The sequence below is a fragment of the Paenibacillus sp. FSL K6-2859 genome (assembly GCF_038008265.1).
GTDB lineage: Bacteria > Bacillota > Bacilli > Paenibacillales > Paenibacillaceae > Paenibacillus_AQ > Paenibacillus_AQ nitricinens.
On sequence record NZ_JBBOYU010000001.1, the window covers coordinates 5,002,803 to 5,016,141 of the forward strand.

General features: G+C 43.3%; 13 protein-coding genes and 1 riboswitch. Of the genes, 3 read left to right on the forward strand and 10 right to left on the reverse strand.

From position 1 onward, the window contains the following. Positions 1-39: 39 nt before the first annotated feature. The 5 genes from ric to MHB64_RS22495 all read right to left on the reverse strand — a co-directional run bounded on the left by ric (position 40) and on the right by MHB64_RS22495 (position 3,695). The gene (gene ric / locus MHB64_RS22475; RefSeq protein WP_094873750.1) at positions 40-789 is read right to left on the reverse strand and encodes an iron-sulfur cluster repair di-iron protein; all 750 of its coding nucleotides are present in this window, start codon (positions 787-789) and stop codon (positions 40-42) included. Positions 790-986: 197 nt separating this feature from the next. Further along, positions 987-1,718, reverse strand: coding sequence for a hypothetical protein (locus MHB64_RS22480; protein WP_094873752.1), 732 nt, complete (start codon positions 1,716-1,718; stop codon positions 987-989). Positions 1,719-1,968: 250 nt separating this feature from the next. Then, on the reverse strand, positions 1,969-2,286 hold the full coding sequence (locus tag MHB64_RS22485; RefSeq protein ID WP_042129916.1) for a winged helix-turn-helix transcriptional regulator: 318 nt from the start codon (positions 2,284-2,286) through the stop codon (positions 1,969-1,971). 124 nt (positions 2,287-2,410) lie between these two features. Then, entirely contained in the window at positions 2,411-2,734 is a 324-nt protein-coding gene (locus MHB64_RS22490; RefSeq protein WP_094873764.1) for a hypothetical protein, read from the reverse strand. A gap of 25 nt (positions 2,735-2,759) precedes the next feature. After that, positions 2,760-3,695: a Gfo/Idh/MocA family protein gene (locus tag MHB64_RS22495; RefSeq protein ID WP_341135409.1), complete on the reverse strand. Its 936-nt coding sequence runs from the start codon at positions 3,693-3,695 to the stop codon at positions 2,760-2,762. A 164-nt stretch (positions 3,696-3,859) separates the two neighbouring features. Here MHB64_RS22495 and MHB64_RS22500 point away from each other — a divergent pair, with 164 nt between their 5' ends. Both MHB64_RS22500 and msrA read left to right on the forward strand, forming a co-directional pair. Beyond that, the gene (locus MHB64_RS22500; RefSeq protein ID WP_179281721.1) at positions 3,860-4,480 is read left to right on the forward strand and encodes a TVP38/TMEM64 family protein; all 621 of its coding nucleotides are present in this window, start codon (positions 3,860-3,862) and stop codon (positions 4,478-4,480) included. A 99-nt stretch (positions 4,481-4,579) separates the two neighbouring features. After that, positions 4,580-5,566 carry a peptide-methionine (S)-S-oxide reductase MsrA gene (gene msrA / locus MHB64_RS22505; RefSeq protein WP_094873758.1) on the forward strand — a complete coding sequence of 329 codons (987 nt, stop codon included), beginning with the start codon at positions 4,580-4,582 and terminating at the stop codon, positions 5,564-5,566. A 172-nt stretch (positions 5,567-5,738) separates the two neighbouring features. On the opposite strand, the gene MHB64_RS22510 is transcribed toward msrA, so the two are convergent. Continuing rightward, positions 5,739-6,869, reverse strand: coding sequence for a DUF4349 domain-containing protein (locus MHB64_RS22510; protein WP_179281774.1), 1,131 nt, complete (start codon positions 6,867-6,869; stop codon positions 5,739-5,741). 236 nt (positions 6,870-7,105) lie between these two features. Beyond that, positions 7,106-7,882, reverse strand: a complete 777-nt coding sequence (locus tag MHB64_RS22515) for a hypothetical protein (protein ID WP_094878978.1) — start codon at positions 7,880-7,882, stop codon at positions 7,106-7,108. Between the two features lie 374 nt (positions 7,883-8,256). Here MHB64_RS22515 and MHB64_RS22520 point away from each other — a divergent pair, with 374 nt between their 5' ends. Next, entirely contained in the window at positions 8,257-8,409 is a 153-nt protein-coding gene (locus tag MHB64_RS22520) for a DUF1540 domain-containing protein (protein ID WP_076120659.1), read from the forward strand. 138 nt (positions 8,410-8,547) lie between these two features. Here the strand turns inward: MHB64_RS22520 and metE are convergent, their stop codons facing one another. The 3 genes from metE to MHB64_RS22535 form a co-directional block, all read right to left on the reverse strand. Further along, positions 8,548-10,848: a 5-methyltetrahydropteroyltriglutamate--homocysteine S-methyltransferase gene (gene metE / locus MHB64_RS22525; RefSeq protein WP_341135410.1), complete on the reverse strand. Its 2,301-nt coding sequence runs from the start codon at positions 10,846-10,848 to the stop codon at positions 8,548-8,550. Between the two features lie 256 nt (positions 10,849-11,104). Beyond that, positions 11,105-11,309, reverse strand: a riboswitch (cobalamin riboswitch). Between the two features lie 490 nt (positions 11,310-11,799). Beyond that, the gene (locus MHB64_RS22530) at positions 11,800-12,660 is read right to left on the reverse strand and encodes an undecaprenyl-diphosphate phosphatase (RefSeq protein WP_042190575.1); all 861 of its coding nucleotides are present in this window, start codon (positions 12,658-12,660) and stop codon (positions 11,800-11,802) included. Between the two features lie 49 nt (positions 12,661-12,709). Beyond that, positions 12,710-13,333: a DedA family protein gene (locus MHB64_RS22535; protein WP_042190577.1), complete on the reverse strand. Its 624-nt coding sequence runs from the start codon at positions 13,331-13,333 to the stop codon at positions 12,710-12,712. Between the last annotated feature and the right edge of the window lie 6 nt (positions 13,334-13,339).

A 13,339-nucleotide genomic window follows, 5' to 3' on the forward strand; every position in this document is an offset into this window, starting at 1 on the left:
AAAAGCCCCCTAAGGGACTCTTTAGAACACTATTCATCATCACTGAAACCTAGGGAACAATATATTATTCTCCAAATGTACGTGTTCAAAAGTCATACTCTCCAGCTCTTCCAGCCGGGCATATGTCAATCGATAGGTCGTGCAAGCATGCGCCGGCGGAGTGAAATCATCTGTAACACTACGTATTTTTCTCAAAATATCGCCCGCACCATCATGCTCACTCTCCAGCTCAGACAATGACTCACGAAGCGATGTCAGGCCTTCTTCACTAGGATTAGCAGCGTATGTCAACAGCTTAGGAAACTCATCTTCTTCTTCTTTAGCCGTATGCTCAAGTAAGTCTTCCTTAAGTGTGTTGAACAAGTTATATAATTCCACCAAATGGGGAGAATCCCCACCATGCACTCGATACACCTTAGTTACATTTTGGCTAATGAGGGGTAGCTCTTCACGAAGATAACGATGGTGTTTGTTAATAATATGGGCAATTAACTCTTCTGAGGATGCAGTATTCCAAGCGATTTCCTCTTGGGGTACTGGATACTCTTGGAACAGCTTGTTTAGATCACCGATGATTATCTCGTGATCCAGACCCCGCTCAGCTGCTGCTTCAGCAAGTGGTTTAGCTCCACCGCAACAAAAATCAATCCGTTTTGCTTTAAAATAATCTGCCGCTTTAGGGAATTGCAATACAATATCCCTCACCAGTGCATCTGGGGTAAACCCAGCCTGTACCGATTCTGCTTGTTTCGAATCCGAAATACTATCATTAAGTTGTTTAGTTTCCATTATAGCTCCTCCTTGGGTTATGGGATTAGGTTCTGAATAAATCTTATCCACTTCTTCACCTTAACCCTGAAAGGAACTTTGACTTGTGATTGTACGCACGGAAATTGTATCTTATTTTTGAACGAGATTGGAGAATGTACATACATAGTAAGCGCAAAAAAGCACCTTTGCCTACAAAGGTGCTTTTTCAACTCACTTTATTGCACATAAGCCTGCATATACGTCCGCTGTCCCTTTGAATCCTTCAAATAAGGTCCCAATCCAGCAAAACGGGAGTGATCCATATAAACACCGGTCATCCATCTGCCTTCCGTCAAGCCACCATTCCATTTGAGGACAAGATCTGGTGCGGAAATCCATTCCTGAAAGACTCGTATATTCTGATCTTTGTATTCTTTACATGGCTTAGACCGCTCAATAAGGTGGAACTCATTCAGATAAGTTGGAACGAAATAAGAGGATATCGTATGCAAATCATCATCGTCAAAAAAAGGCTCATCGCCTAAAAAGGGTTTGAATAATACGATATTCTCGTACATGGACCAAATTAAGGCTTGAAGTACCATACTCTGGCGAATGCCGTTATGAAACTTATATTGTCGCCCATGATTCGCCGCATTCACATCTTGTGGAGGTTCCGTGGACTCCAGACAGTGCCGTTCACAACCAATACACTTCCAGCCGGTCGGACTTTGAATCCATTTTTGAAAAATAGTCCCACTATCATTGTTTCCTTTGTAGAGTGAAGAGATAATGCTGTAAGGCACGCCAATCCACGCATCCCATAAGGAATCAGGAAGATGGCTATGCAGCATGAACAACGTCTTGTCATAGATGAGCTGTACTTTGATAGAAGCATTCTCTAGCTCAGCAACATCCTTTTTTCCATACGTTATTTCCCGGGAAAATAGGGTCGTCTTCGTCTTCATCTCCCTCGCCTCCTAACAGTTTTGCTATGCCTGTACTCCAGCTGAGTAGATTTGAGCAAAAACCAATACGCGAGCGCTTCCATTCAAGGATCATACAATGTTTTTCTATTATATTACAATTATTTTTAAACTGTGCAAGTTTTTTTCAAGCATAAAGGATTGGAACACAACTGTCACTGTCTAATATTTAGAAATTGAAAAGCCCCTTTTCCACCATTTCGGAAAAAGGGCCACAACATTACTGTGAATTTTAGTCAACCCAGCTCTCAGCCCAAGACTGAATCTGCTGCATAACAGGCTGCAACGCACGGCCTTTGTCTGTTAATTCGTACTCAATACGTACGGGTGTTTCTGGGTATACATGCCTAACCAGGATACCCTCACCTTCCAAATCCTTCATCCGCTCGGACAGCATCTTATCGCTCATTGAAGGAATGAGGCCGGAGATATCTTTAAACCGCTTCGGTCCACTCATCAATGTCTGAATAATAAGTCCATTCCAACGTTTGCCTAAGAAAGAGAAGGCTGTTTCAAATCTGGGACACATCGCAAATTGATGTTCTTCCATTGTTCTCACCTCTCACTTGCGAAACTTACTATTAGTTAGTATATATAATATTAACACATTTTAACCATGATGAACATCGTTTACCGAAAAAAGTTCATCTGACTCTATTATTATATCCCCAATGTCAATCCCCCACAGGTCCTTTAGATCCCCTTTGAGCAATCGCTTCAGTTACGATTTGTGCCAAGTCATCATTTCCAAAAAGTGAAAGTACACCCAGAACGGTGTCATCAGAAATGTCTCCCGCTTCCTCTGCGGAAACCGTGAGGGCAAGTGCCTGACGCAAGGCTTCATTCCCTTCCTGCTGCGGATAAGCCTGCAAGTATAGCGCATGTGGATCAAGTCCATTATTCACACACCACTGAGCGAATACAAGAATCATCATCTCTTCTTCGCGCTTATAGCTTTCGATGATCTGTTCCTCCACTAATTTACGGTTATCCTCCATATATTCTTCTCCTTTCTCAGAGACCTCATTCAGCAAGCTGTGCCGCCAGCATATGACTAGGCAGTACCGCTGAAGCAGCAATGCTGCATAGCTCCGGTGTATTTATGTTGCAAAGAAAATTATTCACCACTCCACTAAAACCTCTTCTATCCAGTACAGTATCCCAGCTTCCAAAGCCTTGAATATGCGGTAAGGTATCTTTTTCAAAAAGAATGGCCTTGTCTAGATCCACTACTTCCACCGATCTACCATTTCCGTGCAGCTCAAGCTTCTCCAAATCCATACCGGCTTCACGAACCATACTGTACATCCCTACTGCACTATGTTTCCAGGCTAGCATTCCAGATGCCTGTAGCAGACGACCATCTCCACTAGATTGAAGATGACTACGAAGCAGTTCATACTGATCTCCACATAACCACAACAGCAAATCAAGCATATGGATAAGATCATCATGCACGGTTTCGCGGCTGGTGCTTGTCTGTAGCTTCGTTCGATGTTTAATCGCACTGCAGTGGCTAATTCCACCGACTTCCTCCAGCCATTGCTTGGCGGTGACATACATAGGGGCAAACCGGCGGTTAAAGCCCACTCCCAGCAAAAGCCCTTTATCTTGTGCTAGCTCTGCCATCCTTCTGGACTCTTCAAGATCATAAGAAAGTGGTTTATCTACATATACCGAAATCCCACGTCCGAGACATTTTGTTACTATATCATAATGAGTAGTTGTTGGGCTATGTACAAATACTGCATCCAGATCCCAAGATAACAGCTCTTCCAGATTCGTCGTCCCTTTAGGAAAACGATAGGTATGAACAGCCTGCTCCACCGTTGTCGATGAATGGCTGAGAACACCAACTACCTCGGCATAATCATGCTGAGAGAGCAGTGGCAAATATACTTTACGGGCGATATTGCCGATTCCTATTATGGCGACTCTTTTACGTTCAGGTACAATCACTGATCCATCCCCCTCTAACATTTCAATATCTCGATCTTTTCTCTTTGTTCTCTACAAATGCTATTATACCTGCTTCTCATTCTCTGACAATTGATCTTTGCTTCAATATTTACTTCATATCCCGTATGATGAGATGAATGAGTGGAAGAAGGGGCATATTATCTATGAAGAAATGGTTCTCGATTGTTCTTTATGTTTCGGGTACAATCCTTGCGTTTATCTACAGATATGACATCCTAAGCTGGATGAAAGAGGATCATAATCTTTTCAGTTCCATAGGGATTGCAACTTTACTGGCCTTGTTTCCAGTTGTCCCTTATAAAGCTGTCATCGGATTCTTCGGTTATGCATACGGAAGTTTAGTAGGAGCCTTGATTTGCTGGCTAGCTACTAATTTGGCTGCCGCAATCCTGTTTGGAATTGTGAAGTACTTATTTCAAAGCCAAGCTAGAGCTTATTTAGCCTCCATTCCCGCACTCGAAAAGTTCACAGTAGGCATTGAGCGGCGACCTTTCGCTTCGATTGTCCTAGCACGACTCGTGCCAATCATTCCCCAAACAGCGGTTAACATCTACGCTGGAGCTGCTGGACTGCCTTTTTGGAGCTATATTGCAGCTTCCGGCATTGGAAAAATACCAGGGATTGCATTATACGCTTTCCTCGGGGATCATCTGTTCCAGGACCCTGTAAGTGCGATTATTGCCATCATCGCCTATGCCGCTGTGCTAATTATTACCGGACTGAGCTTGCGTCCGCGCGCTCAAGAAGCGAAGAATAACAGATAGCGAAAGAACTTATCGGTTACAAACTGGCAGGCAGTTAGTATTTGCTTTATAATTAAATTGTGATCTATTTAATTGCATTATGTGAATGGAGGGATATCAATGAGTGAACATCAGACTAACCATATAAATACCAAGACGGAAAAAGCAACCTTTGCAGGTGGATGCTTCTGGTGCATGGTCTCGCCGTTCGAAGAATTGCCAGGAATCATTAGTGTCGTCTCTGGCTATACCGGCGGACATACAGTGAACCCAACCTATGAAGAGGTTTGTTCTGAAACGACAGGACATGTTGAAGCTGTACAAATTACGTTTAACCCAGATATTTTCCCTTATAGCAAGTTACTTGAGCTGTTCTGGCAGCAAATTGACCCTACCGATGCAGGTGGACAATTCCATGATCGCGGGACTTCTTACGGTACAGCAATCTTTACCCATTCGGAGGAACAAAAAGAACAAGCAGAAGCTTCCAAGGCAGCTCTTCAAGCAAGCGGTCGGTTCTCAAGTCCTATCGTAACCCCGATTCTCCCGGCATCCACCTTCTATCCAGCCGAAGAATATCATCAAGGCTACCATCATAAGAATCCAGGCCACTACAAACGTTATCGCAAAGGTTCTGGACGAGAGGATTTTATAGAAACCCACTGGACACATAAAGAGGACAAACAAAGTTTGAAAGAACGGTTAACGCCTCTTCAATATGAAGTCACTCAGAACAGTGCTACAGAATCTCCTTTCCGGAATGATTTTTGGGATCACCATGGAGATGGTATTTATGTAGACATCGTATCTGGCGAACCGTTATTCAGCTCGCAGGATAAATACGATTCCGGTTGCGGCTGGCCAAGCTTTACTCGTCCCATCCGGGACTATGCTGTGAAGGAAAAGACGGATCTCAGTCATTTGATGGTCCGCACTGAAGTTCGCAGCAAAGTAGCGGATTCCCATCTAGGCCACGTCTTCGACGATGGTCCCGGAGAAAACGGTTTGCGCTACTGCATAAATTCGGCGGCGCTAAGATTTGTCCCGAAAGAGGATTTGGAGAAGGAAGGATACGGGGAGTACCGCGTACTCTTCCAGCCTGCCTAAACATCAATCCTCAGTACACAAAGAAACGGTTGTCGTCCTTTTAGGATGACAACCGTTTTTTCTCTTAAAATATAAGAAAGTATAAGTTTCACGTTATACATTATCCTTATATTTCTCGCTTAAACGCTTACCGTCTTTATAAGGACGCCGAGGTCGTTTATGCTTAGAGGGGCTATTCTTTCTTTGAGTCCTCTGAGTCCTTATTAGCCTTCGGCTCATCCTCTGAAACTGCCTCCTTAGGTTCTGTTGCCGCAGGGATGATTTGCTCTCTCTTCAGCTCCTTATTGCGCTGACGGATCCTCTCGGTCTGCTGCTCCCGACGCTCGCGGATATTTTTACGGGAAACTAATACAATAGCTAATATAATGGCAGCCCCGATAAGTATCGGTAACGCTCCTGCAAGGATAACTACAAGCCACTGAAACATCACAGATAGCGCATTTAAGCTGCCATTTAGAGCATCTGAAGCGCGTTCCAGTAACGGCCCTTGCTCCTTCTTCTCTTTGACAGCAATGCTTTCATCCGTCTGATACACTCTCAATTCTACCGTAGAGAAGGATACATTCTGATTGATATAACGCATTCTACCTTTAATCTGTTCAATGCTTTCTTGAATCGAGCCAAGCTCGTTCGCGAAGGCGACCAGATCCGTGGATTTCGTCGCTTTTTTCATAAACTCTGTATATTGTGCTTCCATTAGCTGCTTTGCCTTCAAACGTGACTCCAGATCAACGTACTCTTCAGAGACATCCTGACCTTGAATGCTGCGCTGTAGAGATTCGTGTTTTACTTGTTCTAATTTATTCAGAAAAGGTGAGAATCCGGAGGCAGGTACCTTAAGGATAAACGTCCCACCTTGCTCGTACTGTGACATATTTTCATTAAACTCAATAATATATCCATTGGCCATGGTTACTAAATTACGTATTTCAGTCTGTGCTTTTCCATAGTCTTCTACTTCCATGTTAAGATTCGCTTTATAGATCAGCTTCTTGTTCAAGCCCGCTACTACATCGCTACCAGTAAACCCTGCACTTGCTTGAACTGTATTTTCTGATGTGGAGCCCTTTACAGCCAAGTTCTCGCTGCCTGTTGCTTCTGCCTCAGGGGCTGCCGAAGTGCTTTTATCCGCTGTTGAGGCCAGCGAGCTCTGCGATTGTACCTCTACTGCTGCGTTGTTACTCGTACTACCATTTTCTTTTGCCGAGCTATCTGCCGCTGAATTCCTATCCGCTGAACCACAACCCGCCAAGACTACCGCAAGAATTAATAAACATAAGTAATGCAGACCCCATTTGCGCATTCTCATTCCTCCAAAAATGTAGTAGATACCGCTTGCACGGATCATCATATCGTAACGGAATGTCTTGTTCTAAGCAGATCTCTTCCGTCACTCTTTACTATGACGTTCCAAAACTTGGAAGGTTGCACTTAAAAATGGAATGATGAATAGTTTCTTTTAAATCATACATATTCAAAAGAAAAAAAGCCGCATTTCTGCGACTTTGGGGTTTCGAACTATCATTTTTTGTGCAAACACTAACCTGGGTTAGAAGAACTTTGTTTAATGACATAAATGCCATCTGGTAGCGAACCGCTTAATAATCTTGCCATGTAAATATCAACATCATAACTAGTGGTGCCTACAAGAACTGAATTCCCTTGAACATTGGCATAAGTCTTCTCTGTGATCACACCAAATGAGTTATTCATAATAGGCGTATATTCCATCCAAGCATAATTGTAAGGATTCACTAATGCAGTTGTCGTGTTACTGCCACCATAAGTATTGGACCACGACGAGCCACCCGTAATGCCAGCACTAACAGCTGTTTGTTTTGCGGTTACACCAAAGCTAGTGTTCGCAATATAACCTTGAGAAACCGAATAGCTGATGTTTAACAACGAATTTCCAGAAGCACTGTTATAAACAGCCTGAGAGATTTTTCTAGTCAAGCCACTTCTAGTAACATAGGAGACATAACCATTTTGTTGGTAAGAGTAGATCGTTGTTTGGAAAGCATCTCTAGGAGCTATAACAGAGGCTTTCTCAAAAGAAGAATCTGTATTAAACAGGGGCACACTTGGCAACAATCCCTCTTTAGCAGCCTCTAAAGCTTGTCCTTGCGCAAGAATATCATTGTACTCTTCTATTGAGATTTCTGACAATCCCGTAGGTGAGGTTTTGTAGACTTTTATGATTTCGGGTTCACTATTTTGAGGGGCTTCGTCATTATGTACACCTTCTGCACCTGCATAAATAGGTAAACACAAGATTAGCATTAAGGCAAAAGGGAATAGTAAGAACTTTTTCATCAATTTCATCCTCCAATATTTCAGATTAGGATCGGCCGTTCCCTATCGAAAATATTACCAGATATTTTTTAAAATTATATAGATAATTAGGATTATTTTGTATTTTTTGGTATGTTAATGAGAAATGTATTTTGTAATTTTTTATATTTATTTGTATAACTTTGTCATATTTCTGTGATTGAATAACCCATTTGCTTACAAACGCTTTATTTGGTACAATAACCTCGTCTAGCTACACAGAAAATACCAAATACCCTCAATTCATAATGAATGAGGGTAGGGCGCGGTTCTGTTCGGACAAGCTCCACCTTGTTGAACAGAGTAGTTCTTTGTTAATAATGCTGTCTATTACTAAGAAGGGGAGGTGAACCCTCATGGCAAAAGACGTAATTTGCGAAGTTAACTCCTGCACCCACTGGGCAGAAGAGAACAAATGCAGTGCTGATTCTATCTTTGTAGCTTTCCACAGCTCCCAAGAACCTACACGTGCAGAAGAAACAGATTGCAAGACTTTCGAAAGCAAATAAGGTGATAATTTGAAGGGACCCTCCACGGTTCCTTCTTTTCTTTTCTCATTCTATCAAGAATGAGAATTATTATCAAGTGGCTGAAATAAAAAGCCAGGGAGAAATTCCCCGGCTATGATTTATTGTATATCTCTAATGCTATTTGGAGGCACTAACTCCTGCCTTTTCTCTTGCAATAGCGGCAGCCTTTACCATGTTACGAAGTGCATCTTCCGTCTCCTGCCAGCCACGTGTCTTAAGACCGCAATCCGGATTAATCCAGAACTGTTCAGGGTCGAGCACCCGCAGCGCACGATCAATAGCAGCTGTCATTTCTTCTACAGCAGGAACCCGTGGACTATGGATGTCATATACACCAAGACCGATTCCCTTATCATATTCCTGTTCTTCAAAGCTAACGATCAATTCCCCATGGCTACGGGAAGTTTCTATAGAGATGACATCTGCATCCATCGCGGAAATGGAGTCGATCATGTCATTGAATTCGCTATAGCACATGTGGGTATGAATTTGTGTTGTAGCCTTCACATGATTCGTTGCGATACGGAACGACTTCACCGCCCAATTCAAGTATGCCTCATGATCTTCAGCCTTCAAAGGAAGCCCTTCACGGATAGCCGGTTCATCTACTTGAATCATCTCTATGCCTGCATCCTCCAAAGCTTTAACTTCATGACGGAGCGCTAAGGCAATTTGATTAGCTACTGCTTCCCGACTAAGGTCATCACGTACGAAAGACCAATTGAGGATTGTAACAGGACCAGTCAACATGCCTTTAACAGGAAGGGCAGTTAACGACTGAGCATAAACGCTCTCTTTCACAGTCATAGGCTGAATAAAAGCTATATCCGCATAAATAACCGGTGGCTTCACGCAGCGAGATCCATAGGATTGAACCCAGCCATTACTAGTAAATAAGTAACCATCTAGCTTCTCCCCGAAAAACTCCACCATATCCGTTCTTTCAAACTCACCGTGCACGAGTACATCCAGACCCAGTTTTTCTTGGAAGGTAATTGCATCCGCGATCTGCTCACGTACGAACCCATCATAGCGCTCTTGATTCCATACCCCTTTACGCCATTTCAACCTTGCCTGACGTACTTCTACGGTCTGTGGAAAGCTTCCGATCGTTGTCGTTGGCAGAAGTGGCAGCTGCCATTTCTCCTGCTGCGCCTTTAGGCGCTCAGCAAACGGTAGACTGCGTTGGTCCGGTAAATCTGCAAGTCCAAGAACTTGCTCCGCAACATCCTTACGGCCGCGTTCAGGAAGCGAACGGAAGGCAGTAAGGGCTTCGCGACTGGCTGTCAACGCAGCAGCAGCTTCTCCTGTACCCTCTAAGGCTGCAGCAAGCAGGCCAAGCTCACTAAGCTTCTCATCAGCAAAGGCTAATGCAGCCTTGACGGTTGTCTTCAGCTTCGCCTCACCCTGAACAGTAACCGGAACATGCAGCAAACTGCAAGAAGGCTGTAGAATAAGACGATCAAGCGGTACATGTACACTCAGCTTCTCGATTAGCTGCAGCTTAGCATCCAGATCCGAGCGCCAGATGTTGCGTCCGTCAATAATACCCGCTCCCAGCCACTTATCCTCAGGCCAGCCAAGACGTTCAATCGATGCCAGGTTCGTCCCGCCATCATGGACAAAATCAAGACCTAAACCTTGTACCGGAAGTTTGAACAATGCCTCCAGCGGTTCAGCAGCTTCAAAGTAAGTCTGCAGAATAATATTTAAACCAGGCACGGATTCAGCAATTTCTGTGTAAATCGAGTGAAGTAAGGATAATTCTGACTCATTTATTCCTGTAACAATTGCTGGTTCATCCATTTGTACCCAGCTTACTCCTTCTTGCTTCAGTTCCTGCAACAGCTGAATGTAAACCGGAAGAAACCGAGCAGCAATCTTCGCAATATCCGCAGATGCAAAACCTTTTGACAACTTAAGGAATGTATAAAGGCCTAAAACTACAGGTTTACCCTCAATTCCCCCTTGGGACTTGGCAAAACGATAAGCTTCCAGTGGTTTGTTCTCGGTCAGACGCGGCGTTTGTGCACCAATCTCTGGAACGATGTAATGATAGTTCGTATTGAACCATTTAGTCATCTCACAAGCGGTAGCCTCAGCATTTCCTCTAGCCATCGCAAAATAAAGATCAAGTCCAATGTCGCCACCGTCATACGCATAACGTGGAGGTACGATCCCGAACATAACAGCTGTATCCAGCACATGATCGTAGAATGTAAAATCATTTACCGGAATGAAATCAATTCCTGCCTCCTGCTGAGTCTTCAAATGCTGAAGCTGAATGCCTGTCATTTCAGTACGGAATTCTTCCTCATTTATTTTCCCCGCCCAGAAGGCTTCCAACGTTTTCTTCCACTCGCGGTTTTTTCCGATTCTTGGATAGCCAAGATTACTTACTTTTACTTTGTTCGTCACTTTGCAGCTCCCCTTCTCCATTTTCTTATTTTGGACTTGATATCACTTGCATTCCTATAAGCATAAACGCCTTCGGCGTCCTTGTAAGGACGGTAAGCATTTTAGCGAGAAATATAAGACATAAAGTATAGGTGCAAAACTTATACTTTCTTATATTTTAAAAAAGAGCGCCCTTCCCTAAAAAAAGTCAAAGGGAAAGACGCCCATAATATACCTATGGTTAACGTCTAACACCTTCCTATCCTCCGTAGGTGAAGCAGTGCTGTTGAAACAGGCAGGTCTCCTGGCTAGCGGTGTCAGCATCCTTAGCAGTCTTCCCAGCAGTAGTAAATTGCCAGTGACATATGTTGCTATGGACTCTTCCGTTACAGTGGCGGGACCGCATCGGCTTCGAACCGAACTTCCCTTTTAAGCCTACCGAATTACTAATTCCGGCAAGCACCTGTCTCCGTTATTTTCAAGCTAAAACGCCATTGGCGTCCTTTTAAGGACGGTAAGACGTTTATGCGAGAATAATAAGAAAGTATTGTGTGAAACTTATACTTTCTTATCATTTAATCGCTAAAACGCCCTTGGCGTCCTTTTAAGGACGGTAAGACGTTTATGCGAGAATAATAAGAAAGTATTGTGTGAAACTTATACTTTCTTATCATTTAATCGCTAAAACGCCCTTGGTGTCCTTTTAAGGACGGTAAGCGTTTATGCGAGAATAATAAGAAAGTATTGTGTGAAACTTATACTTTCTTATCATTTAATCGCTAAAACGTCTTCGGCGTCCTTTTTAAGGACGGTAAGCGTTTATGCGAGAATGATAAGAATAAAGTGAAACTTTTACTTTATCCTTATCATCAATAAAGTGAGTGTCTTAATCTGATGTCATCATACGTGAAAGCCCCCGTCATCTGCAATAGATGACGGGGGCTTTGGTTATATCGATTCCTTATAACGGATTTAGAAAAACACGAAATATACTACTGCAGCAAGTACTATGCGATATATAGCAAATGGTAAAAGCTTAATCCGGTTGATCAATTTCAAGAAGAAACGCATCGATAATAACGCAAACACAAAGGCACTAATAAAGCCGGCAATGAAGAACGGCAGGGCATCGATGGTGAAATATTGCCAGTTCTTCATCAGTGAGAGTAAACTGGCGCCTGCCATGATTGGAACAGCCATAATAAACGTGAAATCAGCAGCAGCACGATGACTCATACCCAGAAGAACACCACCAGAAATCGTCGACCCGGAACGTGAAAATCCCGGCCACAAGGAGAAGCACTGGACCAGACCAACACCTAGCGCCTGCTTATATGTAATCTGATCGACACTCTCCGTTTGAATCTTCTTAGGTCCGAATAGATCCGCAATAATCATTAATACAGCACCGACTACTAGACCGATTAACACGGTAGATGTAGAGAATAAATGTTCGTCAATATAATCATTAAACAGAACCCCCAGCACGCCTGCTGGCACTAAGCCTACAAGCACCTGTGTAAGCTTAAGGTGGCCGCCTTTTTCAAGCTGTGGTTGTTGCTCGGTTACAGGATCCAACTGCTTGCGGCTGAAGCGCTTTAAGCCCAACAATTCAATGAACCTATTTCTAAAAATAACTACAACTGCTAATATTGACCCCAGCTGTATAACCACTTTGAACGTATTGGCCGTATATTGCCCAAATAACTCTGTCGATTTTAACCACATATCATCAACAATGATCATATGACCCGTGGAGGATACCGGAGCAAATTCAGTCAATCCTTCAACAATTCCCAAAATAATAGCTTTAATAATCGTTAATAGCTCCATTTGTTCTCCTCCTTTTAATCATAACTTTTATCTATAAGTCCTTCTCGGCTCAACCTTCGGTGTTCATTTTCCGGCTGCGCTTGCGGAAGAACAAATACCCCAGGATCACTACTCCACCTGCAAGAAGCACGTACACTACGTTAGAGTACATATCCATATACATGGCAATGTCTTCCCAGGACTCACCCAATGCCGCCCCAATAAGCACCAGCAATAGATTCCATCCCAGCGTACCAATCGTTGTGAAGATCATAAACACTCCAAATTTCATGCCCGACATCCCTGCTGGGATCGAGATCAAACTACGCACTAATGGAACCATCCGACAAAATAATACGGTCCAATAGCCATATTTGTCAAACCAAGCGTCAGCCTTGTGGATGTCCTTTTTGCTAATCCGGAGTAGGCCGCCCCAGCGTTCAACGATCTTTTCCAATCGATTTACATCCAACAAACGACCGATATAATAAAGAATCACTGCACCCAGCAGTGAGCCAAGCGTAGCAGCAATGATTACCCCAGGAATGGTCAAATTCGTTGTGGTTGTCATAAATCCGCCAAAAGGAAGGATCACTTCGGAAGGAATTGGTGGAAATATATTTTCAAAAGCGAGCATAAGGAAAATACCAAAGTAACCAAACTGCTCCATAAAATCTGTAATCCATGCTTGCATTTCGTA

Bases quoted from the DNA above. Each gene is read 5' to 3' on its own strand.
- ric (WP_094873750.1), bottom strand. From the start codon at position 789: ATGGAAACTAAACAACTTAATGATAGTATTTCGGATTCGAAACAAGCA.
- MHB64_RS22480 (WP_094873752.1), bottom strand. From the start codon at position 1,718: ATGAAGACGAAGACGACCCTATTTTCCCGGGAAATAACGTATGGAAAA.
- MHB64_RS22485 (WP_042129916.1), bottom strand. From the start codon at position 2,286: ATGGAAGAACATCAATTTGCGATGTGTCCCAGATTTGAAACAGCCTTC.
- MHB64_RS22490 (WP_094873764.1), bottom strand. From the start codon at position 2,734: ATGGAGGATAACCGTAAATTAGTGGAGGAACAGATCATCGAAAGCTAT.
- MHB64_RS22500 (WP_179281721.1), top strand. From the start codon at position 3,860: ATGAAGAAATGGTTCTCGATTGTTCTTTATGTTTCGGGTACAATCCTT.
- msrA (WP_094873758.1), top strand. From the start codon at position 4,580: ATGAGTGAACATCAGACTAACCATATAAATACCAAGACGGAAAAAGCA.
- MHB64_RS22510 (WP_179281774.1), bottom strand. From the start codon at position 6,869: ATGCGCAAATGGGGTCTGCATTACTTATGTTTATTAATTCTTGCGGTA.
- MHB64_RS22515 (WP_094878978.1), bottom strand. From the start codon at position 7,882: ATGAAAAAGTTCTTACTATTCCCTTTTGCCTTAATGCTAATCTTGTGT.
- MHB64_RS22520 (WP_076120659.1), top strand. From the start codon at position 8,257: ATGGCAAAAGACGTAATTTGCGAAGTTAACTCCTGCACCCACTGGGCA.
- MHB64_RS22530 (WP_042190575.1), bottom strand. From the start codon at position 12,660: ATGGAGCTATTAACGATTATTAAAGCTATTATTTTGGGAATTGTTGAA.
- MHB64_RS22535 (WP_042190577.1), bottom strand. From the start codon at position 13,333: ATGCAAGCATGGATTACAGATTTTATGGAGCAGTTTGGTTACTTTGGT.